This window comes from Flammeovirga sp. AWQ4_249, assembly GCF_056161045.1.
This window is the reverse complement of record NZ_JBSWYJ010000048.1, coordinates 16102-41007: the sequence shown is the minus strand read 5'-3', so window position 1 is coordinate 41007 and position 24906 is coordinate 16102. Positions and strand designations below refer to the sequence as shown.

General features: G+C 33.1%; 21 protein-coding genes. 9 read left to right on the top strand and 12 right to left on the bottom strand.

Features of this window, described 5'->3' with window-relative positions; translation table 11 throughout:
• Positions 1-868: 868 nt before the first annotated feature.
• The 10 genes from ACXAHM_RS22535 to trmB form a co-directional block, all read right to left on the bottom strand.
• Positions 869-1354, bottom strand: coding sequence for a transposase (locus ACXAHM_RS22535; protein ID WP_474965262.1), 486 nt, complete (start codon positions 1352-1354; stop codon positions 869-871).
• 91 nt (positions 1355-1445) lie between these two features.
• The gene (gene rlmN, locus ACXAHM_RS22530) at positions 1446-2501 is read right to left on the bottom strand and encodes a dual-specificity RNA methyltransferase RlmN (protein WP_474965259.1); all 1056 of its coding nucleotides are present in this window, start codon (positions 2499-2501) and stop codon (positions 1446-1448) included.
• A gap of 135 nt (positions 2502-2636) precedes the next feature.
• On the bottom strand, positions 2637-4214 hold the full coding sequence (locus ACXAHM_RS22525; RefSeq protein ID WP_474965257.1) for a hypothetical protein: 1578 nt from the start codon (positions 4212-4214) through the stop codon (positions 2637-2639).
• A 108-nt stretch (positions 4215-4322) separates the two neighbouring features.
• Complete coding sequence (locus tag ACXAHM_RS22520; RefSeq protein ID WP_474965255.1) at positions 4323-5519, bottom strand: tetratricopeptide repeat protein; 1197 nt, start codon at positions 5517-5519, stop codon at positions 4323-4325.
• 81 nt (positions 5520-5600) lie between these two features.
• Complete coding sequence (gyrA, locus tag ACXAHM_RS22515) at positions 5601-8150, bottom strand: DNA gyrase subunit A (RefSeq protein WP_474965253.1); 2550 nt, start codon at positions 8148-8150, stop codon at positions 5601-5603.
• A gap of 116 nt (positions 8151-8266) precedes the next feature.
• A complete protein-coding gene (locus tag ACXAHM_RS22510) occupies positions 8267-9421 on the bottom strand; it encodes a hypothetical protein (RefSeq protein ID WP_474965250.1) in 1155 nt (384 codons plus the stop codon).
• A gap of 49 nt (positions 9422-9470) precedes the next feature.
• The gene (locus ACXAHM_RS22505) at positions 9471-9815 is read right to left on the bottom strand and encodes a hypothetical protein (RefSeq protein WP_474965248.1); all 345 of its coding nucleotides are present in this window, start codon (positions 9813-9815) and stop codon (positions 9471-9473) included.
• Positions 9816-10053: 238 nt separating this feature from the next.
• Positions 10054-12585, bottom strand: coding sequence for an ATP-dependent Clp protease ATP-binding subunit (locus ACXAHM_RS22500; RefSeq protein WP_474965245.1), 2532 nt, complete (start codon positions 12583-12585; stop codon positions 10054-10056).
• Positions 12586-12755: 170 nt separating this feature from the next.
• Positions 12756-13382, bottom strand: a complete 627-nt coding sequence (locus ACXAHM_RS22495) for a WbqC family protein (protein WP_474965243.1) — start codon at positions 13380-13382, stop codon at positions 12756-12758.
• Positions 13383-13403: 21 nt separating this feature from the next.
• On the bottom strand, positions 13404-14057 hold the full coding sequence (gene trmB, locus ACXAHM_RS22490) for a tRNA (guanosine(46)-N7)-methyltransferase TrmB (protein ID WP_474965241.1): 654 nt from the start codon (positions 14055-14057) through the stop codon (positions 13404-13406).
• Between the two features lie 160 nt (positions 14058-14217).
• Here trmB and ACXAHM_RS22485 point away from each other — a divergent pair, with 160 nt between their 5' ends.
• Complete coding sequence (locus ACXAHM_RS22485; RefSeq protein WP_474965238.1) at positions 14218-14886, top strand: ParA family protein; 669 nt, start codon at positions 14218-14220, stop codon at positions 14884-14886.
• A gap of 35 nt (positions 14887-14921) precedes the next feature.
• Here ACXAHM_RS22485 and ACXAHM_RS22480 read toward each other — a convergent pair whose 3' ends face one another.
• Both ACXAHM_RS22480 and ACXAHM_RS22475 read right to left on the bottom strand, forming a co-directional pair.
• Positions 14922-15401, bottom strand: a complete 480-nt coding sequence (locus ACXAHM_RS22480; protein WP_474965236.1) for a CYTH domain-containing protein — start codon at positions 15399-15401, stop codon at positions 14922-14924.
• A 79-nt stretch (positions 15402-15480) separates the two neighbouring features.
• A complete protein-coding gene (locus ACXAHM_RS22475) occupies positions 15481-16659 on the bottom strand; it encodes a trans-sulfuration enzyme family protein (RefSeq protein ID WP_474965234.1) in 1179 nt (392 codons plus the stop codon).
• Between the two features lie 160 nt (positions 16660-16819).
• Here ACXAHM_RS22475 and ACXAHM_RS22470 point away from each other — a divergent pair, with 160 nt between their 5' ends.
• The 8 genes from ACXAHM_RS22470 (at position 16820) to ACXAHM_RS22435 (ending at position 24890) form a co-directional block, all read left to right on the top strand.
• Positions 16820-17674, top strand: a complete 855-nt coding sequence (locus ACXAHM_RS22470) for an alpha/beta fold hydrolase (protein ID WP_474965231.1) — start codon at positions 16820-16822, stop codon at positions 17672-17674.
• A gap of 54 nt (positions 17675-17728) precedes the next feature.
• Positions 17729-19525 carry a hypothetical protein gene (locus ACXAHM_RS22465; RefSeq protein WP_474965229.1) on the top strand — a complete coding sequence of 599 codons (1797 nt, stop codon included), beginning with the start codon at positions 17729-17731 and terminating at the stop codon, positions 19523-19525.
• Positions 19526-19548: 23 nt separating this feature from the next.
• Entirely contained in the window at positions 19549-20271 is a 723-nt protein-coding gene (locus ACXAHM_RS22460) for an LOG family protein (protein ID WP_474965226.1), read from the top strand.
• 271 nt (positions 20272-20542) lie between these two features.
• A complete protein-coding gene (locus ACXAHM_RS22455) occupies positions 20543-21463 on the top strand; it encodes a lytic transglycosylase domain-containing protein (protein ID WP_474965223.1) in 921 nt (306 codons plus the stop codon).
• Between the two features lie 28 nt (positions 21464-21491).
• The gene (gene der, locus ACXAHM_RS22450; RefSeq protein WP_474965221.1) at positions 21492-22808 is read left to right on the top strand and encodes a ribosome biogenesis GTPase Der; all 1317 of its coding nucleotides are present in this window, start codon (positions 21492-21494) and stop codon (positions 22806-22808) included.
• A gap of 83 nt (positions 22809-22891) precedes the next feature.
• Positions 22892-23353: a hypothetical protein gene (locus tag ACXAHM_RS22445; protein WP_474965219.1), complete on the top strand. Its 462-nt coding sequence runs from the start codon at positions 22892-22894 to the stop codon at positions 23351-23353.
• A gap of 61 nt (positions 23354-23414) precedes the next feature.
• A complete protein-coding gene (locus ACXAHM_RS22440; protein ID WP_474965217.1) occupies positions 23415-24401 on the top strand; it encodes a M28 family peptidase in 987 nt (328 codons plus the stop codon).
• 345 nt (positions 24402-24746) lie between these two features.
• On the top strand, positions 24747-24890 hold the full coding sequence (locus ACXAHM_RS22435) for a hypothetical protein (RefSeq protein ID WP_474965215.1): 144 nt from the start codon (positions 24747-24749) through the stop codon (positions 24888-24890).
• The last annotated feature ends 16 nt before the right edge of the window (positions 24891-24906 follow it).

Below are 24906 nucleotides of genomic sequence, written 5' to 3'. Positions count from 1 at the left end.
CCGGGAGAGTAAGTCGGCGCCACATTCATTAAATATAGAAGGTTAGTTAACACAAGATGTTGACTAACCTTTTTTTGTGTCTGTACTTTTTGTAAATCTATTATATTCATCTTAATAGTTGTTTTTTTATTGTTTGTATAATAAGTGTATTTATATAATAAACATAAGAATCGTTTAGAGTTAGTATATAAATTTCAAAAAAATATACTAATCTAAAAATGAAAAAAGGTTATTTTGGTAGGAGTGTTTTGTTCACAATCTTTACTACATTATTATTAACATCATGTGGTTCAAAACAAGAGTAAGTATTTCTGAAAAATTGGGCTTATATATTGTACCAAAAGATGGACAGAGTACGTCTGAAATAAGTAAAGATCAATCGGAATGTTATCAATAGGCAATAGATCAAACAGGTTATGATCCAGATCATCCTCCTAAGATTATACCAAAAAAGAAACGATAACTGCTGATATTACAATTTTTAATGCAAGTACTGGTGCAACAGTAGGAACTGTAGCAGGCGATACAAAAAAAAGTGTTGGTATTGGAGCAATTGTAGGTACTGTAAGAAGTGCTAAATTGAAAAATGATAAAAAGAAGGCTCAATTAGCTAGCTACAATGTGATACAGAACAACAATTACAAAATTTAGATGCTCAATTTAAGAAGGCATTTTCTGCTTGTATGTCAAATAAAGGATATGTAGTAAAATCTTACTCATCTTTTTGTCCTCGAGTGCATCGGATATTTCAGAAGTAATTTTCGTCACTTGATCAGTAGAAACTGGTTTGAAAGAAGTTGGTTTTCGGTCTTTTAGTTCATCTGTGGTTTACTCTTCAAGGTTCTTTTCAATACGGTTTTTAGAGTTTTTATATAGTCTTAGCCCAAACAAAAGTATACTTGTTAGCTTTACTTTCAATCTTAGTTCCGTCAGTATAAGCAACGCTGAGATCCAGTTGATCTTGATTCATTAAAAATCGAACTATTTTGAAAAATATAGTTTTTATATGTGGCTTCAATTTACCACTTCGAAAAAGACTGATGGTATTATGGTCGGGCTTCTGCATACCAAAAAGCCACATCATATGTATACTTTCTGAAAGGCTATTTTCAATCTTACGTGTTGAATAAATATTATTTAGGTAAGCATAGATCAATACCTTCAACATCATTCTAGGATCAAAACTACTTGCTCCCATAGATGAATAATCATTAAATAAAATACTAAGATCAATAGAATCAATCACAGTGCTTAAAACACGTACAGGATGTCCTTCAGGAATCATACTTTCTAAATCCATCGGAAATAAAGTTGTTTGATGCTGTGAATAAGGTTTGAAAGTTTTCTTGGCCATAATCACGAGATACAAAAAAAAGACTGTCTCAATTTTTTAATTATGAGACAGCCTCTTTTTACATATTAAACTAATCTTGCTAAGAAGTAGTCTATAAATTTTCTTTTTTCTTGTTTGCTAACTGACCACAAGCAGCATCGATATCTTTACCTCTACTTCTTCTAATATGAACATTAACTCCTTTTTTATAAAGATAATCTGCAAATCGTTGAATTTTATCGACCTTAGCATTTAAGAAATCAGCTTCTGAAATTGGGTTATACTCAATTATATTTACCTTAGAAGGTAAGTGTTTCGTAAATTGATATAACTCTTCAGCATCCTGTAAAGAATCATTGAAATTATTAAAAACAATGTATTCATATGTAACAGGATTCTTGGTTTTACTGAAATAATACTTCAATGCCTCACGTAATACTTCTAAAGTATTTTGTTCATTGATAGGCATAATTTTATTTCTTTTCTCATCATTTGCTGCATGAAGAGATAATGCAAGGTTAAATTTAACTTCATCATCACCTAACTTTTTGATCATTTTGGCAATACCAGCAGTAGATACAGTAATTCTTTTTGCTGACATACCTAATCCATTAGGAGAAGTTATTTTTTCTACGGATTCAAGAACATTCTTATAATTTAGTAATGGTTCACCCATTCCCATATATACAATATTTGTAAGACCTGTACTATATGCATCTTGAGCTTGTTTATCAATAGCTACAACTTGATCATATATTTCAGCAGCATCCAGATTTCTTTTGCGATCCATATAACCTGTAGCACAAAAAGAACAAGTTAATGAACATCCTACTTGTGAAGAAATACAGGCAGTCATACGAGGTTCTGCAGGTATTAAAACTCCTTCAACTAAATGTTTATCATGTAATTGAAAAGCAGATTTAATAGTACCATCACTACTTTGTTGAGCTTTAAATACAGATATTGGTAGAATCTCAAAATTTTCATTTAGTAATTCTCTTGTCTTTTTAGAAATATTACTCATTTCATCGAATGAAGTAACTGAGCTTTTCCAAAGCCAATCTTGAATTTGTTTAGCTCTGAAACCTTTCTCACCGTTTTCAACAAGAAAATCTTTAATTTTATCTTGAGATAACTTTCGTATGTCTTTTTTCTTAGATTTTATCATGGGTATAAAAATATACTGAATCCTAAATCAATATAATTATAACTTTTTGATTTAGAGAGTAAAAAGCCCGAACCTCAGTGCGAAGTTCGGGCTTTTCTATGTAAAATTAAAAAACTGTTAAGCTTTAGAAAGGAATTATTCCATTGATTCTAATTTTTTGTTTACAGCTTCTAATTTATCTGTCTCTTTTGTGTTATAGTAAATTCTTGAAAGAAGTACTAAATACTTACTTTCATCAGGTGCAAGCTCTGCAACTTTTTCTGCATATGGAGCTGCCATTTTAGAATACTCAACTACTTTACCTTTTAATTCTTCAGCTTTAGCTGGGTCTTCATAGTTCATACCATTCATTGGTAAATCTTGAAGATCTTTGTTATAAGCTGCAGCACGGTTGTAATACAAAGCACCTAAGTTGAATAAACCATTTTTACTTTCAGGATTGATTTCTATTACAGCTTTGTATTGATCAGCAGCTAAATTGAAGTATTCATCAGCTTTAGCAGTATCACCGCTTTCACGTGCTTTTTCAGATGCTTGATCATATAAAACAGCTAAGTTGAAGTTCATACCTTCATCTGATGGATTCTCAGCGATAGCTGCTTTCACTGAAGTGATTGCTTCGTCAAGCTTATTTAACTTCACATAATAAGTTACCATTTGAGAAGCTAAAGTAGGGTTACCAGGATTGTTTTCAGCACCTTTGATAGCAATCTCTAAACATTTTTCATAAACTGCGATAGATTGAGCCTCTAATTCTTCAGTTTCTTTTTTTGCAGATTCTAAAGTTGCTTGTGCTTTATCTAATTCAGCTTGAGCTTCATCAACTTCAGCCTTTGCTTGAGCAGCTTTTTGACGAGCAGTACCATATTTACGTCCAGCACCTTTAGTATAATACTCATAACGCTCGTTAGATTGTTCTACAGTTTTGGTAGCTTTAGTGATTGTTCTTTCAGCATCTCTAATTTCATAAGATAATTCATCGATACGTTCTTCAGCTGGAGCAGCGTCTTCAGCAGCGTAACGTAATAATGAATAATATTGTTGAGGATCATGGTAATCCATCTCAAATAACTTGTTGATGAACATGATCGTAGTTTTACGAACCTCAGCAGCTTCTTCTTCTACAGCTTCTTCTTCAGCTAAAGCTGATGCATAGAATCCATATTTACCTGTTGTAGTGTCATTTTTTACTAATAAAGCTAATTTAAAATTGTCCATAGCTTTAGTGTAATCTTGCTCATTGAATGCTTCTGCACCAATATTAAAGAAATGACCCCATAAGTCGTCTACTTTAGAAGGCTTAATTTGACCTGAAGCCATATCAACACCTTGGTTATCCCAAACTGTTTTGTATGTAGCAGATTCTTTTCCGCTTTCTTCTTTTCTTGTTTTGATCTCACCATAAGCAGTCATTGCTTTCTCAATGTCAGATGGAATTTGATCAGCAGGAGTATTTGCATCTCTGGCGATTGTACTGTACACATCACCTTGTACTTCAAGAGTTTTTTCTTTTACGACAACTGGCTTACCTTTTGATTCCAGTTTGTATTTTTCATAGCCTACGGCATTCTCAATCTCAGTCTTTGCTTGTTCGATTTCACCTTTTGTTAAATAAGCTGCCGCTTTTGTAGCAGAACCTTTTTCTTGTGCTATCGCTGCAGAAGACATAGCAGCAGATAATGCAAGAACAGTTATGATTTTCGTAAATTTCATAGAAATATTATATGTTATATAGCTTAGAATACAATTATTTATTTCTTAAGATGCAAACATAGCATATTCGAAGCATATTTTTGATGATGTAAGACATAAATTTTTGACTTACATACTATCTAACGTATCATCGATACGTTTTAGTTCTTTTGTTTTGTTTAATAAACCATAAGCATTGCGCAAAGTTGTTAATACTTCTTCATTTTCACGATCTAACTCAAACGCTTTATTAAGGTTAAGTACACATTGTTCTAAATGAAATTTTACAATTTTACGGATATCGCTTTTATGAACATTTTTGTAAGTTGTTGTCTTCTTTAATTTATTCCAATTGAATAGAATTTTTTGTTTTTCAATAGCTTGACGAAATTGTAATTGTCCAAGATTAAAATAAGCATCAAAACTAAAAGGATTAGTATGAATTGCTTTTGTATAATTTAATACGGCTCGTTTATTATCATTTAATTCTTCATAAATCATCCCTAATGCTATCAAAGTATTTGTATTAAATGAATCTTTCTTAACATAGGCATTTAAAATAGTCAAAGCTTTATCATACCATTTTTCCCTTATACAAATACCTACACCTCTGTATATTAATGCAAATTCATTAGGGTGTTTTGAAATACCTTTTTGAACTTCTGCTAATGCTAGATCTGGTTGACCTAATTGTTCGTAGAAAAAAGCTCTGCTTTCATAAACATCAGTACTATCATACCCTAATTTTAAAAGTTGATTTGAATAGGTTAAGGCTTTTTCATAGTGGTTGGAAGCTTCACTACTTACCATTGCATATTTAGTACTAATGAGATCTTCTTTATTGATTACATATGTTTGGTCAAAATAAAATTCAGCTATTTGGTAATTTTCTTTTAAAAAAGCATTAACACCTTTAGTCAAAAGGTTATCATAAAATCTTTCTAGTTCAGCTTGAGTATACATATTGAAGATTTCATCTTCATCTGTATTTGAAATGATTTTATCATACCAATATGTTGTACTCGCTACGTAGTTAATACATACATCTCTATTTGTTGTATCTGAGCAGAATTCATCTAAAGATAAAAGGGCATATGTTTTTCCTAAAAGTGTCATTACTTCTAATTCACTTTCTCTAGATAAATTATAATTTAATAGATTATTGAGAGGTTCTAATGCTTTATGGGGTTGGTTGGTATTTATAGCTAAACGAGCAATTTCTAATTTTTTTTCTTTTAATTGTTGAGATTGTCCAAATGCATTGAAATTCAATATGTTGATTGAAATAATGAATAAAGTGAAGTAGATAAATTGTAAATTTCTCATATAACGAATATAACATAATTTGAATAAAAAAGGCACTTGTAATGAAACAAGTGCCTTAATTTATTGATCTATGAATAATGCTTATTCCTCTGAAGTTTCTTCAGTTGAATTGTCATTATTTTCATTTTCATTCGTTGGATTTTCGTTAGTAGTATCCTCAGGATTTTCTACTTCTTCTTCCTCAATTGTAGGAACGATTTCAACAGATGAAATTTCATCATTGTCATTTAGACGAATTGCTTTTACACCCTGTGTAGATCTACCCATTGTACGGAAGTTATTTACAGCTGTACGGATAGTAATACCTTCTTTAGTGATAACGATTAAATCGTCTGAATCTTCAACAGAGAATAAAGCACTAAGCTTGCCCGTTTTATCAGTAACTTGCATTGCTTTCACACCCTTACCACCTCTGTTAGTACGTAATGGATATTCTTCTAATAATGTACGTTTACCATAACCATTTTCTGAAATTACCATTAATGATTTAGATTCCAACTCATCTTGAGCGATACACGCTAAACCAACTACAGCATCATCATCACCTTTTAGAACAATACCTTTAACACCAGTAGCACCACGACCCATAGAACGAACATTATCTTCGTTAAATCGAGTAGCCATACCCATACGTGTAGCAATAACGATATCATTTTGACCATCCGTTAACATTACATTGAATAGTTTATCACCTTCATTAATGTTAATAGCGTTGATACCATTTGTTCTTGGTCTAGAGTAAGCTTCAAGTACAGTTTTCTTTACAATACCTTTTTCAGTAACCATTAATAAGTAATGATTATTGATGTAGTCTTGGTCACTCAAGTTTTTAGTACAAATTACGGCTTGTACTTTTTCACCTTCCTGAATGTTTAATAAGTTTTGTAAAGGTCTACCTTTGGCAGTCTTACTACCTTCAGGAAGACGGAATACTTTCTGCCAGTATACTCTACCTAAGTTAGTGAATAACAATAGGTAATTATGGTTTGAAGCAACAAACATATGCTCAGTAAAGTCATCAGACTTTGTAGAAGCACCTCTTGAACCAACACCACCACGACCTTGTGATTTGTATTCTTTTAATGGAGTTCTCTTGATATAACCCTCATGAGAAATAGTAATAACCATTTCTTCATCAGCAATTAAATCTTCAATATCTAAATCGTCTGCGTTATATTCGATTTTAGACCTTCTTTCATCTCCATATTTATCTTTAAGCTCTTGTAAATCCGTTTTGATGATATCCATCTGACGTTCTCTACGAGCTAAAATATCTCTTAAATCTTCAACTAAAGCAGTTACTTCACCATGTTCAGCGATAATTTTATCTCTTTCAAGACCTGTTAAACGCTGTAACCTCATTTCAAGGATTGCTTTCGCTTGAAGTTCACTGAATTCAAAACGAGAAATTAATTCTGCTTTTGCAACTTCAGCATCTTTTGAACCTCTAATTAAAGCAATAACTTCATCAAGATTGTCTAGTGCTTTTAAGTAACCCTCTAAGATATGAAGTCTTCTTTCTGCTTCAGCTAATTCAAATTTAGTTCTACGAATAATCACATCATGTCTGTGTTCAACGTAGTATTTGATTAGTTCCTGAAGATTAAGAAGTTTTGGTCTACCCTTAACTAATGCAATATTATTTACACTGAAAGAGCTTTGTAAAGCTGTTTGCTTGAACAAGTGGTTTAATACCACGTCAGGCACTGCATCTTTCTTTAATTCATAAACTATACGAATACCTCTCTTATCAGATTCATCACGAATGGCCGAGATTCCTTCAATTTTCTTTTCATTAACCAAGTCAGCCGTCTTTTCGATCATATTGGCTTTATTGACCATGTAAGGAATTTCAGAAACTACAATTTGCTCACGTCCCGAAGGAAGTGTTTCAAATTCTGTTACAGCTCTCATAACTACTCTACCACGACCCGTTTCCAATGCTTTTTTTACACCGTCATAACCGTAAATAATAGCACCAGTTGGGAAGTCAGGACCTTTTACAATATCTGTAAGCTCGTCCATTGTCAAATCAGGATTGTCAACATAGGCCATGATAGCATCACAAACTTCGTGAAGGTTGTGTGGAGCCATATTTGTTGCCATACCTACTGCAATACCAGAAGCACCATTAAGAAGTAAGTTTGGAATTCTTGCTGGAAGAACTGAAGGTTCTTTTAAAGAGTCGTCAAAGTTGGGTTCAAAGTCGACAGTATCTTTCTTGATATCGGCAAGCATTTCTCCAGAGATCTCTTTCATACGAGCCTCCGTATAACGCATTGCTGCAGGAGAGTCACCGTCAATTGATCCGAAGTTACCTTGTCCATCGACTAACATGTAACGTAGTGACCACGGTTGAGCCATACGTACCATTGTTTCATATACAGAAGAATCGCCATGAGGGTGGTACTTACCAAGTACTTCACCAACAATTCTTGCTGATTTCTTGTACGAACGGTTATAGCTAAGACCAAGCTCTGCCATACCGTACAATACACGCCTGTGAACAGGCTTAAGACCGTCTCTTACATCTGGTAGAGCACGTGAAACGATCACCGACATTGAATAGTCAATGTAGGCACTTTTCATTTCGTCCTCTATATTGATAGAGATGATATTTTCGTCCGCCATGTATATTTATTAGAATTGTTATCACATCAACAAAAATGAAGAAAAAATCTTCATTTTAAGGAAATGCAAGATACAAAAAACATAGGGGGAATTAAAGGAAAAAAGGTATCAAATTTCTATCGTTTGAATTGAATAGCTCCACTTCTTCCAAGGTCAGAGCGAATATTGAGTTCTCTCTTCTTTTTTCCGGCTTTAATTATTACTGCCATCGTATTTGGAGGCACTTTTCCTAGGTTGTGAGCATATAAAATCAGACGATTTTCTTTACCGGGTTGGAAGCGTAATTTGAATTTTCTTTTCTTGGCAGTTAATTCATAGTTTTCAATAACAGTTTTTCCATTCCAAAAGATAGAAACAATATCTCCATCAATTGTTTTATCATCCCAGATTTGTACGGATATATCATATGAAGTAATATATACTGTGGATTGAGCATCTACAGGTCTCTCTTCATATACTATTTTTTGAGGAGTTGGTTCAGGTTTCTTTTCTTCAATAATTTTCTCTTCTATATCCTCTTGAGCTATAATTTCTTCCTCAATCTCTTCTTCTTTTACAGGAGGAGTATCACTAGGAATGTGAATTAATGAAACATCATCAATATATAAATAACATTGAGGGTCTGTGTCATAATTAATGTATTTGATTTTAGTTTGTAAGTCATCTTTGAAATTACCTATTGTCAAGTATTTGTAAGCATCATCAGCAATAAAAGTAAAAGAGATTTTCGTCCAACCTGTTTTATAAAAAAAATCATTAAACTGATATTGAGGAGTAATTCCAATTAGAGGTTCATATACATATTGGATTGGTTTGTTATTCGCAAAAGAAAAACCAAGACCATCAGTGGCAATACCACCGTAAGCGACGTTATTTCCACTACTTACATAGGCAGTAAGTTGATATTTTTCTCCTTTTTTTAAGGTTTTAATTAATTTAACTGTTGCGTACTCCCTGTAATTTTCAACTCTCTGCATATAGGTAATCAAACCTAAAACAGATTTACCTGTTCGAGGTTTAAAATTATCTTTAATACCATTCAATGGTTGCATTTCATTGATATACATATGGTCAGGTGTACCATATAGAGCGCTAGGTTTACTTTGGTTTGCATTGTGCCAATCTTTTAGATTATCTAAATAGGCACTTCCTCTTGTTACCTCATAAAACTGTTCAAAACTTGGGTTAGGAATTAAGTTTTGTCCAAAAGTGAAAGATGCACAAAAGTATGTATAGCTAAATATTAGTATTTTAATAAAGTTCTTCGCCATGACCTTTAATTTAAAAAGTTCATCACAAAGTTAATCTTTTTCTTGTATTTTAAGCTCTTACAACGTCATACTGACCAAGTTGTTGAACAGACATTTTTCGAGCAATCTCACCACTTTTCATTTTAATAGATAAGATATATTGACCCGAAGAAATAAAAGATAGGTCAAGAATAGATGGAGTATTTGTTTCGAGGAAAACTTTACCTGACATCATTTCCGTAATAGAAACACCAATTATTCTATCTTTAACTTCCTCATATGTAGATAGATTCTGTTGTGGTACAGGTGATTTAATAGAAATAACAGTCTTATTTTTTTGACTCAATTCGATATTTGTACCAAATAGAGCACTAGTAATAAGTAAAGAAGATAAACGTTCTGTTGTTAATTTCATGGCAATAATTGTAATTAATGTTTTTGGATTTAGAAAATAAAAAATTACTTAATAATCCTTTATACGGGTAATTCGTTATTTAGATAATCTAATTTACTAAAAAGGTTCCACTAGTAGTTGATTTTCATTGAATAGTACCATCTTTTGGTAGTTGAGATCAATTATATTTTATTTGATTAATAAAAAAGGGTCATTTCTAGACTAGAAATGACCCTTTAAAATGTTTATTGTGAAAAGATTAATCTTCTTCAGATTTAGTCTTTTTTCCTGTTTTCTTGATAGATACTTTTAGCTTATCACCTTTTCCAGAATAATCTGCTAAAATTGTATCTCCTTCAGAAATATCGCCGCCTAAGATTTCCTCAGCCATTGGATCTTCCAAATACTTCTGTATCGCTCTATTTAGAGGACGAGCACCATATTGAGGGTCATATCCTTTTTCTGATAAGAAGTCTTTAGCTTTTTCCGTTACATCGATTTTATATCCCATTGCAATTACTCTTTCGAATAATTTTGATAATGAAATATCAATGATTTGATGGATATGCTGTCTTTCTAAAGAATTGAAGATAATAACATCATCTAAACGGTTTAAGAATTCAGGTGCAAATGCTTTTTTCAATGCTTTTTGAATTGTGCCTTGCATCTCAGCGTCTTGATTTTCTGCTTTAGTTTGAGTACTGAATCCAATACCTGTTCCAAAATCTTTTAAATCTCTAACACCGATGTTTGATGTCATGATGATCACAGTGTTTCTGAAATCGACTCTACGACCTAAACCATCAGTAAGAATACCGTCATCTAGTACTTGAAGTAATAAATTGAATACATCTGGATGTGCTTTTTCAATTTCATCAAGTAAGATCACACTATAAGGTTTACGTCTGATTTTTTCAGTTAACTGACCACCTTCTTCATAACCAACGTAGCCCGGAGGTGCTCCAACCAATCTAGATACAGAGAATTTCTCCATATACTCAGACATGTCAATACGCACCAATGAGTCTTCTTTGTCAAATAAATGAGAAGCTAACACTTTAGTTAACTCTGTTTTACCGACACCTGTTGGTCCTAAGAAAATAAATGAACCGATTGGTTTCTTAGGATCTTTTAATCCAACACGAGTTCTACGGATTGCTTTCGATAGTTTTTCGATTGCTTGATCCTGACCGATTACTTTACCTTTTAGGTCATCCGCCATATTCAATAGCTTTTTACCTTCACTTTCAGCAACACGGTTTACAGGGATACCCGTCATCATCGCGACTACAGCAGCTACATCATCTTCAGTAACAGGGTAGATCGTTTCATTTGTTTCTTTTTCCCACGCTTCTTTTGCTTCATCAAGGCTTTCAATGAGTTTCTTCTCAGAATCACGAAGCTTTGCAGCTTCTTCATATTTCTGTCTTTTAACTACCTTGTTTTTCTCTTCTTTAATATCTTCAATCTCTTGCTCAAGCTTTAAGATATTATCAGGAACGTGGATATTATTAATGTGAACACGAGCTCCAACTTCATCTAAAACGTCAATGGCTTTATCTGGAAGGAATCGGTCACTAATGTATCTGTCAGAAAATTTCACACAAGCAGCTAAAGCATCTTCAGAATAATCTACATGATGGTGTTGCTCATATTTTCCTTTGATATTGTTCAAGATTTCAATTGTTTCTTCAGGTGTAGTAGGGTCTACCATTACCATTTGGAAACGACGTGCTAATGCACCATCTTTTTCAATATATTGTCTATACTCATCTAAAGTAGTGGCACCAATACATTGTATATCACCGCGAGCTAACGCAGGTTTAAACATATTGGAAGCATCAAGTGATCCAGAAGCGCCACCTGCTCCTACAATCGTGTGAATTTCATCTATAAATAAGATGACTTCAGGTGCTTTTTCTAGCTCGTTCATTACAGCTTTCATACGCTCCTCAAACTGGCCACGGTACTTAGTACCAGCCACTAGTGAAGCAAGATCTAATGTAACGACACGTTTGCCGAATAAAACTCTTGATACTTTTTTCTGAACTATGCGCAATGCAAGTCCTTCAGCAATAGCAGTTTTACCCACACCTGGCTCACCGATCAGGATAGGGTTGTTTTTCTTTCTTCTCGAAAGCACTTGGGCTACTCTTTCGATCTCTTTGTCTCTGCCTACGATAGGGTCTAGTTTACCTTCTTCGGCATAGCTTGTCAGGTCACGACCAAAGTTATCTAAAACAGGAGTTTTTGATTTCTCTGTACTCTTTGATGACTCTGGGCGAGAGCTCCATGATCCTCCTCCTTTTGATTGAGGTTCATCGTCGTCAGTGCTTGATGAAGCGGTTGGGTTTTCTCCTTGGAATTCGATCATTTCTTTGACTACATCATAGTTTACATCATAACGCTGTAAAATCTGAGTAGCTAAATTGTCTTCATCTCTCAAAATTGATAATAGTAGATGTTCAGTACCAATTAGGCTAGATTTAAAAATTTTAGCTTCTAAGTATGTTATTTTAAGCGTTTTTTCGGATTGTCTCGTTAGTGGGATGTTTGCGAGGTTTTTTACATTAAAGTTGGCTGTACTCTTTGTTGATTGCTCGATAGCATCCTTCAAGTCATTGAGGTTTACACTCAGCTTCTTTAACAATGTAATCGCATATCCCTCACCTTCACGAATCATACCCAGTAGCAGATGTTCTGTACCGATATAATCATGGCCAAGGCGCAAAGCTTCTTCTCTACTAAGAGAGATCACTTCTTTGACTCTATTCGAAAATTTTGCCTCCATGGTTAGGGAATTTATAGATTAAATAATTTTGATTTCTTTAAATAAGATACAGAATTAATATTCATTAACGAAATAAAAAGGGTAGTAAATTTTTAAATTTTGATAATGGATATTTTTAATAATGGAATCTCTTACTTAAAATAAAGCATATAAAATTTATTAAACAACTCTTAATGATTGATTAATTGACTATTCTGTGATTTTAATATATTTAATGCGTTGGGTCCTTCACAAAAAAGTAAATCGAGAATACTCAGATTTCTATCAAAAGTGTCACCGAATACTTGAATATACGAAATTTCGTTAACTAGAGTTGATGAATCAGTAGTTGTTATTTTATTCCTTAAGTCAACTATCTCAGCATCAGTTGATTTATTATATGTAGTCGTGATTTCGATCTTAGTTTTTAAGCCTATAAGCTTTACAATAGTCTTTAAAAGCTTCAAATTAAGCTCAAAAAGAGATTCTTCGTCACTTAATAAGGCTTCTTTGACCGCTTCTTCATAATATTCATAATATGGAGAGCGACCATAAGCAGAAAGAATACTTCTCCAATGTTTAATAGCCCAGTTATCAGTAGGATTTACCTTGATTTTACGCATAGGTTTCCCTTTGTTGGCTCCAATTACAGGTACACTCAATCGATCTACTTTTTGAGCTGTTTTTATAAAGCATCTGTTTCTGAAACTTTGCTTTTGAAATGTTTCGAATTTTTCAATGTAAACTGTGTTGGTATGAGCTAAAACAGTGAAATATTCCAAATTTGGGAAATAATGTAAATCGATTAAAACGTCCATTGGAGAAGTAAATATGTATTTTTAGAATCTGAATTTTAAATAGTGGACTTTGTGACCAAGTTCTGTAAACTGCTTTTCGTAGCGTGTTACGATACCATGGTGATCATCCATAAGATCTGATTCATATAAATCAAAAGTTACGGCTTCAAGATTTACCTTTTCTTGCACCAAAGTTTCTACAGAATATTCAAATAATTCTTTACTGTCAGTTTTGAAGCGAATTAGACCACCTTCCTTAATTAGATCTTTGTAGATATTTAAGAATCTAGGGTGTGTCATCCTTCTTTTAGCATCTCTATCTTTCGGACGAGGATCTGGGTGTACAATCCAAATTTCATCTACTTCACCACTTTCAAAATAGTTGGCTAAGTTTTGAATATGAATTCTTAAGAAAGCAGCATTAGTCAATCCTTTTTCATCTACTACATTACCACCTTTCCAAATTCTGTCTCCTTTGATGTCTACACCAATAAAGTTCTTGTCAGGATAAACCTGTGCTAAGCCTGTTGTGTATTCTCCTCTACCACAAGCAAGTTCTAAGACAATTGGATTGTCGTTTTTGAAAACTTCCTTTCTCCAGTTTCCTTTGATTGATTCATATAAAGGTTTTCCTTCTTCAATGATATAAGCACGCTCTTTATTTTGAGCGAATTTTTTCAACTTATGACGGCCCATTATTTTAAATTTATGTAATTCAGAATGCAAACATACAAAATACCTTTTTTGCTTGGGTAGTTAAGATTATTCCACGTATGTTTATATTGGGAAATATTCGGTATTTTATCGTATTTTCATGTAATTATTCAATTTAGATAGTCAATTTTTTAAGTTTTGTATGGCTAAAGTTATTTCTTTCGCAACTCAAAAAGGTGGCGTTGGTAAAAGTACCTTGCTGATGTTAACAGCCTCAGCTGTACATAATAGAACAGACAAAAAGGTTTTGGTGATCGATTGTGATCCTCAAAAATCAGTAAAAGATATATACTCTACGGAGGGAGCAGATAAAGAATCATCATATGATGTGATTGCTTTCAATTGGAAGCAACCTAGAGCTGAAGAAAACTTTGATAAAACGTTGGCTTTAGCAGAAAAGAAATATGATGCAATATTTTTGGATGTTCCAGGACGTATTGAAGGAAAGGAAATCTACTTTAGTGTATTAATTTCTGATGTTGTAGTTGTACCTGTTGTGGCAAGTGTATTAGATATGCGTGCTACTATTCGTTTCCTAAAAACATTGCCAATGATTAAGGAAATGAAAGAGAAACAAGGGTATAAATTTGAAGTCTTTGGTATTGTGAATAAAAAAGATCAAACTGTAGAACATCAAAAATTAAAGGAACTAGCAGGAATAGGAGGGATGGAATTTTTCTATTCTCCAATATCTAACCTTGTAAGATATAAAAGAGGTATTTCTACAGTATACGATATTACAGATCCTACAATTAAGGATGATGAATTCAATCAATATTTCGATGAGTTTTGTACGAAATGTCTCTTCTAACAAAAAAGGCTTCCTAAAATGGGAAGCCTTTTTTGTTACCATGACTGGTAAGGATTTTTCATCAACATTGCATTATAATATCGTTTATCTCCAGTGACTTCTTCTCCAAGCCATTCTGGTCGAGTATACTTTTCATCTATTGAAGATAATTCAACTTCAGCCACAATCAATCCTTTATTTTGACCATCAAAAACATCTACTTCAAAAGTATGTTTACCAACAGGTACTTCATATCTAACTTTATCAATAGTTCCTCCATCACATAAATGAAGTAATTGCTCAACTTCAGAAACAGAGATTTCTTTTTCCCATTCGAAACGAGTTAATCCCTCTTTATCAGATTTACCTTTAATAGTAATAAATCCTTTCTCTCCTTTAATTCTAACCCTTACCGTTTTATTTTCTTCAGAGGTGATATAGCCCTGTACAATACGAAATGATTTTGATGCCAATGAAATATCGAAAGAATTTAATAGGAACTTACGTTCTATTTCTAAGTTTTGTTGATTTCCCATTTTTATATAGTTAATAATTAAGAATTAAAAATGAAGAACGGATTTAGTGACCTCGTTCTTCATTCTTCATTTTTCACTCTTAACTTTGTAATCCTGCAGCAATAAATGCATTTTGAAGATCTTCTTTGAGGTCTTCAAAATCTTCTATACCTACCGAAATTCGGATGAAACCATCATCGATTCCTAACTCTTTTCTCGTTTCAGGTGGAATAGAAGCATGAGTCATAATAGCAGGATGTTCAATTAAACTTTCAACACCACCAAGACTTTCCGCTAAAGTAAATAGTTTACAATTAGATAAGAATACTTTGGTTTGTTCTAAATCAGCTTTTAAAGTTACTGAAATCATACCTCCACCTTTTTTCATTTGTTTTTTCGCTAAAGCAAAATCAGGGTGAGAAGGTAAATGAGGATAATATACTTTTTCTACAGATGGGTGTGTTTCTAACCACTCGGCAATTTTAATGGCATTACTGCAGTGACGATCCATTCTTACACCTAAAGTTTTTAATCCTCTATTTACAAGGAAAGAATCGAAAGGTCCTTGGACTGATCCTACAGCATTTTGCAAGAAAGTTAATTTCTCCTCTAATTCCTTATTTTCCCCAACTACAACTACACCACCTACAACATCTGAGTGGCCATTAATATATTTAGTAGCAGAATGAGCAACAATATCAAAACCTAATTCTAAAGGTTTTTGTAAATATGGAGTTGCAAAAGTATTGTCACATACCGTAATGATATTATGTCTTTTGGCTATGTCAGCAACTTTCTTTAAGTCCACTAATCGTAACATAGGATTGGTTGGTGTTTCCGCCCAAATCATTGCTGTATTTGATTTGATTGACTTTTCTAATTCTTCAATATTATTGAGGTCAATAAATGAGAATTCTAATTTTGCAGAATATTTACGGACTTTATCAAATAAACGGAAAGTACCCCCATATAAATCATTCATGGCAATGACATGAGATCCGCTTTCTAACATATCTAATATTGTTGCTGAAGCAGCTAATCCACTTGCAAAAGCATAACCTTTTACTCCACCTTCTAAAGCTGCTACTGCATCTTCATAAGCATATCTTGTAGGGTTATGGCTACGTGTGTATTCAAAACCTTTATGCTCTCCTGGTGCAGTTTGTGCATAAGTTGAAGTGGCATATATTGGTGGAATAACGGCTCCAGTAGTTGGATCAGGTTCTTGTCCAGCATGAATAGCTATTGTTGAGAAGCCATATTTTTTCTTCTTATCCATATTTATAGTATTTTTAGATTAGGGTCGTATGAAAGTAAACACTTTTGATTTCATCTGATAATAATATTACCACTTTTTTCAATTTTAGAAACCAATTTGTGTAGCTTAGATTCTAATTTTTTTTCGAATTAAACACATATGAAAATAAAAACCTACAAAAATGATAGAGTATAGGAGAGTTTGGTTGATTTTACTCTTGATCTTGTATGGCTGTTCATCTGATATGGAAGCTAAAAATGAATGGGAAAAACTTGAGAAATCTTATGCTAAGGAAGGTATTGATATGAAAGTTAGACATACTGAATTTAATGATAAAACAATCAATTATCTTTCAGTTAAAGGCGATGAAAATCCAACTACTACCTTAGTTTTTATTCATGGAGCACCGGGAAGAGCAAATGATTTTGGAAGATATCTGAAAACAAAATCATTACGTGAAAGAGCAAATATATTATCCATAGAACGACTTGGTTATGGTAGTGAAAAAGGGGTAGAAGTTGACTCCATCCAATTACATGCTGAAGCTGTTCTTTCTGTTTTAAAAAATTGGGATGAGCTATGTGGAGTTCAACAAAACTATATTTTAATTGGTCATTCTTATGGAGGACCAGTTGCAGCTTATACAGCTTATATTGATCCTTCAGAAATTAAAGATGTAGTTCTTTTGGCTCCTGCAATGTCTCCTGAATTAGAACCTATGAAATGGTATTCTAGATGGGCACAAAGCAAAGTGATTTATTCCATTTTACCCTCTGCTTTAAAAGTAGCGACAGATGAAAAAGCTCATCATGCCAATAGTTTGAAGTTAATAGAAGGTGATTGGAAAAAAGTAACGGTTCCTACAACAATTGTTCATGGTAAAAAAGATGGATTAGTACCTTTTGGGAATCTTGATTTTGTTGTTCAACATTGGCAATCACCCTTAGATACATTAGTTCTTGAAGATAAAGGGCATTTATTTCCCTTTACAGACGAAGATATCGTTGTGAATTTATTATTAGAAAAATTAAATTAGCAATACGCAATATTTAAATAGCATATACCCCTACACTTAAATCTAACATAAAACTTGAAAGATTCAGACAATACAGTAGACGAGTCACATGAAGAAGTAGCTCACATAGAAGAGAAAAAGGTGAAGAAAAGCCATAAAGGACTTATTTTTTTAGGTATCCTTATTCTATTGTCAGGTATTTTTGGTTGGTGGACTCAGTCATTACCCGAAATAAAATTATGGAAAGCTATGCCTGCAGGAGCAGGGGTAGTAATAGGAACATCCAATGTTTTAAGCAGTTGGAAAACAATTCATGATTCACCTTGGAATAAAGCAATCGAAGAAAGTTTATCAGAAAATAAAAAAGAATTTTGGGATAATACTTTAATCAATAGTTCTACACTCCACTATTTATTAGGTAGCTATCCTTCAATGGGAGCTATTTATCAAACAGAAAATAAAGGAAGAGCCAAGTTGTTGGTAGTGGATTTAGGATGGAAATCAAAACTATCGGATCAGTTACGTTTTATCTTAGGAAAGAAGTTTTCCATGGAAGTCAAAGAATTAGAAAATGGTCAAAGCATGACTGTTTTAGAGAGAAGAAATACTCACTTTGGAGCTTATTTTATCTATCAGAATTTACTTGTTTTTTCTACACATGAGAGTTTAGCAAAAAGGTCTTATCAATCATTGTTATTAGATGGGGAAAGTAATGGTTGGAATATTGAAGGTTTTGATGATAATTCATTTGGTGAACTTTGGTTAAATCCTGATGCTATTTATACTTTATCAGAAAAAAACTTTGTTGAACCCCAAATGTCTGTAAAAGGAATTGGTAAACTTTTAGGGAATCAACATTGGGTTTGGACTGAAGAAAATGGAAATATTAAGGCGAAAATAGAAATATCAGAAGAAGATTTTAAACTTGAACCTGTATGGTGGATGTGGTCTGGAACATCTTCTTCTAAAGAATTGTTGCATGTAATACCGGAGAATAGTTCAGTAGCATCTCATTGGGGAATGTCTTCAAAAGTAAAAGAAAGAAGAGCTGCATTGATGAGAGCGAATATTGCTCCATGGAAAGTAATTGAAGATCGTTTGTCAGTATCAATCGCAGATGATTTTGATAGCTGGATTGGTGACGAAGCAGCTTGGGTGAAGATGATGCCGAGTGAATTGTCGGGAAGAGAAGGAGAAGTAATGTTATTAAAAACAGATAATCCTGCTTTAGCTTCTGAAAAACTCAGAGAAATAAATATAAAAGTAGAAGGATTTACTTTAGAACGTTTTTCTGAATTAAAATATAGAGGATTTGCAATAGGTTATATAGGTATAGAAGATTTCTTGCCAAGAATCTATGGAGATGCATTTGACCGTATAAAAAGACCTTATTATACAGTTTTAGGCAATGCTGTAGCTTTTTCTAATCATCCAAAATCATTAAAGAGGATGATTGATGCGAAATTGGAACAGCGTACGCTAACTATAGATGAAAGGAAATTGCCTAAATCAGCGATGTATATATGGGGTAATGGAATGGCATTATTTGAAGACTTACCTCTTTGGATAGACAATGATGGTATTTCGAAATTAAAAAATTATAGACCTATTATGGAAAGTGTCTCATCTTTTGAAATGGCTTTCCTACCTAGGGCAAAGTATGATGGAGCTTCGTTTTTACACCTAAATTATGGTGATTTAGAAGAAGCTAAATTGAAGTTTGAAAGAATAAAAAAAGAACAATTGGCTTCAGATAGTCAAAAATATACCGCTTATCTTGATGGTGTTGAAATGGATCAAGAAAAAGCATTTGAAGTTGCTGCACCTCTAAAAAGTGATGTAGACAACATGATTAAGTTTAATGAAAATTAAAACCTATAAATAGAATTAAAACCATGTCAGAAGAAAATAAAAACGAGGAAGAAAGAATTAGAGAAGCCTTTCAGAAAAAAGACTGGTCTGAAATAAAAAGTGCCAACTCATGGGTTATTTTTAAAGTAATGGCTGAGTTTGTAGACGGTTTTGATAAACTAGCTAAAATAGGCCCTTGCGTTTCTATCTTTGGATCTGCAAGAACATCTCCTGATCATAAATACTACAAAATGGCTGAAGAAGTGGCTAAATTATTAGTAGAACATGGTTATGGTGTCATTACAGGTGGAGGACCTGGGATAATGGAAGCCGGAAATAAAGGAGCATTTGAAGCCAAAGGTAAATCTGTAGGATTAAATATAGAATTGCCTTTTGAGCAAGATGGGAACCCATATATCGATAGAGATAAATTGATTAATTTTGATTATTTCTTTGTACGAAAAGTGATGTTTGTTAAATATTCTCAAGGTTTTATTGTAATGCCTGGAGGTTTAGGAACATTGGATGAATTGTTTGAAGCTTATACACTGATTCAAACTAAAAAAATAGGACGTTTTCCAATTGTATTAGTTGGTGTTGATTATTGGCAGGGATTAATGGATTGGATAAAATCTACATTACTAGAAAAAGAAAAGAATGTGAGTCCTGGAGATTTGGATTTAATTCATTTAGTGGATACTCCAAAAGAGGCAGTGAAGATAATAGAAGATTTTTATGGCAAGTATTTACTTTCGCCTAACTTCTAAATCGATAGTATCTTATAAATAATCTTAAGGTTGTCGTACAGAAATAATGTATAACAACCTTATTTTTTTACCTTTGCATCTCTTTGAAAAGCAATACATTAATAATATGTATTTCTTAAAGAGAAAAAAAGGTCGTTTGTTGGATGTCATTAGGAGAAATTGAGGTATTCTCTAAAGAATATTTGTTAACTAATGCATTTATATTCAGAACTTAAAAAGAATAACACGACCTTTGTAAGTCAGTATCCATTATCTTGTTCTTTAAGTATATATGAAATCATTTTTATGGTTCCTTTTGGGGGCAGTATCCGTTGCAATGTTGACCTATGCACCAAGATTTATTAGTCCAAAATCAGAAGTAATTACAGAAAAAGTTGTTGTTAAAGAATCGAATGCTAATAGCTATGAGTTGCCGATGCCTACGCAATTTGATTTCTGTGGTGAGGAAGTGCCATTAAATGATCCTGATGTATACGAAAGATTTGATAGAGAATTGTATGTAAATTCTTATTGGCATTCGCATACAATATTGGTATTAAAAAGAGCTGAAAGATGGATTCCTCAAATTGAACAAATTCTAAAAGAGGAAGGTATTCCGGATGACTTTAAATATCTTTGTATTATAGAAAGTGATCTAATGCTCAATGCTCGCTCTTCATCAGGAGCAGCTGGATTTTGGCAGTTTATGCCAAGTACAGCAAGAGATTATGGATTGACTGTAAATCGTGAAGTAGACGAAAGATATAATGTTGAAAAAGCGACACACGCTGCTTGTGATTATCTAAGAAAGGCAAAAGAAAAATTAGGTACTTGGACGTTAGCTGCTGCGGCTTATAACAGAGGACCTAGTGGTATCGCTAAAGCATTAAAAGATCAAAAGGTGTCAGATTATTATGACCTTCTTTTGAATGAGGAAACTTCAAGATATGTATTCCGTATTTTAGCATTGAAAGAAATAATGGAACAACCTGATAAGTATAGTTTTGAGTTGTCTACACATCAGTTGTATTCTGCAGAAGCTTTCAAAAAAATTAAAGTGAAAACTTCTATTTCTAACTTAGCTTCTTTTGCTAAAGAACAAGGAATAAATTATAAGATTTTAAAACGCTATAATCCATGGTTGAGAGCCAATAAATTGACTGTCAGAAATGGAAAAACATATACGATTACCTTACCAAAAGTGTTAGGGTAATAATCAGTATTGAAAAGGTAAATTCTCAATGAAGAAGAATACAAATATTGTCGCAATTGTAGGTAGACCAAATGTTGGTAAATCTACATTATTTAACCGTCTTGTAGAAAGACGTGACGCCATCATGGACAATGAGAGTGGTGTAACACGTGATAGACATTACGGAAAGGCCGAATGGACGGGAAAAAATTTCACTGTAATTGATACAGGTGGATATGTTGTAGGTTCAGAGGATACATTTGAAGGTGCTATTCGCGAGCAGGTTCAAATCGCTATCGATGAAGCTTCAGTATTACTTTTTGTAGTAGATGTAGAAACAGGTTTAACGGATTTAGATCGTGATTTTGCAGACTTGCTACGTAAGAGTGATAAACCAATTTACTTGGTGGCTAATAAAGCAGATACTTCTGAAAAAGTATTACATGCTTTCGAATTCTATGAATTAGGAATGGGTGAGCCAATGGCTATTGCATCTGCTTCAGGTTTTGGAACAGGTGATCTTTTAGATGAAGTGGTTTCTCATTTCCCTGAGGAAAAAGAGGAAGAAGAGGAAGAAGAAATTCCAAGAATCTCTGTTATCGGTAGACCAAACGTTGGTAAATCATCATTAGTTAATTTATTACTTCAAAAAGAAAGAAGTATTGTAACTGATGTTGCAGGTACAACTAGAGATGCTGTTGATGCAGTATATAAAGCATATAATAAAGAATTCATTTTAACAGATACTGCCGGTCTTAGAAGAAAGACTAAAGTAAATGAGAACATTGAATTCTACTCAGTGATGCGTACAATTAAAGCGATTGAGAGATCAGATGTCTGTATCGCAATTTTAGACGCAACAAGAGGTATTGAATCTCAAGATCTAAGTATCATCAATCTTGCTTTGAAAAATAAGAAAGGTGTGGTAATCATGGTTAATAAGTGGGATTTAATCGAAAAAGAAACAAATACAGCAAAAGAATTTGCAGAGGAAATTCGTCAACGTTTAGGTGGTGCAGCTTATTTACCGATTATTTTCACTTCGGTTCATGAGAAACAACGTATTGCTAAAGTGATTGATAAAGCGATCGAGGTTTATGAAAATCGTAAGATGAAAGTAATGACTTCTGTATTGAATGAGGTATTGGGTAAAGAGATCGAACGTAGACCTCCTCCATCTCACAGGGGACATCACATTCAGATCAAATACATTACGCAATTACCAATTCATACTCCGGTATTTGCTTTCTTCTCTAATTATCCAAAACATGTAAAGGGCCCTTATAAGTCTTTTATTGAGAATAAAATTAGAGAGCATTTCGGATTTGAAGGAGTACCAATGGGTATTGTATTCAAAGAAAAATAACAACATAAACTGCCTTAAAATTACTTCTGTTTAAGGCAGTTTTTTTATATACTATTTCTATTATCTGCTTGACTACGATTTTAATGAAAAAACCTATTTTATTATTATTCCTATACTGTTTCATGTCATGTTCCTCTCCCGAGGGTGACGATGTTGTGAATTCTTCTATTCAAAAAAATACAACTCCAGATGTAAATCAAATTCAGATAAATTTTATTGCAGATGAAAGTTTATCCAATGGGAAAATGACTTTTAGTTATAGTTTTAGTGATGAGACAGTGGTAGATACTTCTAATATTTTTATTGAAATAAAATGTCGAACCGTTAATTCTGAACAGCAACTTTTAATTGAAAATAGTTCAATTTCTTCCTTAAGGGAAGGAGCATATTTTGTAGAGTATATTGTTCGAGCAAATCCTATTAGAGAAAATAATTTGGGGTCACATTTACCTATTACCAAAATATCGAGACCATTACGCTATTCAGATAAAATAGTTGAAGTTAGAGATGGTTTTATTACAAACATTCATGTGGTCTTTAAGTAAAAATAGTACCTTTGGGAATCAGTAAAAATTGAATTTTTTAGAGATAAAGAAATCTATTAGCATGTTTAAGCAAAAAATATTAATCACTGCCTTATGTTGCTTATCCTTTTTTTCTTGTGGAAGTAAAGAGGGGTCTAGTTCATCTGCTTCAGTTGTAAAAGATAAACCTATACCGACTTTCAATGCAGATTCTGCATATCAATATATACAAAAACAAGTAGACTTTGGTCCAAGAGTACCAAACACAATGGCTCACGATATGTGTGGTGAATATATCGCAAGTGAGTTAATCCGTCATGGAGCAAAAGTAATTGAGCAACCTGTTTTTGTGACGGCTTATAATGGAACTACATTAAATGGAAAAAATATCATTGGTAGTTTCTTTCCAGAACAAAAAACAAGAATATTATTAGCAGCACACTGGGATACAAGACATGTGGCTGACCAAGATTCTGTGGATCAAAAATCCCCAATTTTAGGTGCAAATGATGGTGGTAGTGGTGTAGGTGTTTTGTTAGAATTAGCAAGACAATTAGGTTCATCAGACTTAAAACCATCTGTAGGTATTGACATTATTTTCTTTGATGTAGAAGATTATGGAAGACCAGCTTTCGAGGAAGATCAATCAGGTGATTCAGGGTATTGTTTAGGTTCAAAATATTGGGCTGAAAATCCTCATGTTGAAGGTTACCAAGCATATTATGGAATTTTATTAGATATGGTAGGAGGCCAAAATCCTACTTATTTGAAAGAAGGCCAATCGATGTATTATGCTCCAAGAATTGTACGTAAAGTTTGGAAAACTGCCGAAAGAAAAGGATTTGGAGGATTCTTCCTAAATAAGAATGGAGGAGGGCTAATGGATGATCATGTTTATGTAAATGAGGTAGCGAAGATACCAATGATAGACATTATTGACCTTGATCCAACAGGTGAAAGGACATTCTTTAAGCATTGGCATACGCATCAAGATGATATGAGTACTATTAATAAAGAAGCACTGAATGCAGTAGGTGTAACTTTATTACAAGTGCTATACAATGAATAAAAAATTATCAATTAGTATAAAAATAGGTCAGTTTGCATAGTGTTAACTGACCTTTTTTTGTGCACTTAGAAGGGGGTGAATTTTTTTTAATAGCTTATTCTATACATAAATTAGCCAATTCTGTACACATTTTGACCAAAAAACGATTCGTGCTAGACTTTATTCAAAACATTGCGCAACTTTGAATTATCAAATACAACAACATATTGATCGCTACATCCCTACTACTTATAAATTGATGTAGATGAAATTTTTTTATTACTTATTTATTAACATTCCGAAACCGACTACTTATACTATTTAGTTTTGGAAGAACCAGCGTAACGGCTGTAACTTATTAATATTATGACATACTCAACTTTAGATTCCATTGAAAAACAAAAAGTGATTAACACAATTTTGTCAGACGAAAAGAAAAAGAAAAAATGGTCAAAGGCTACAGATTGGCTGAAGTCGCAAATGATCGAATGGGAAATGCAGAAAATGTAATTTTAGAAAGCTGATT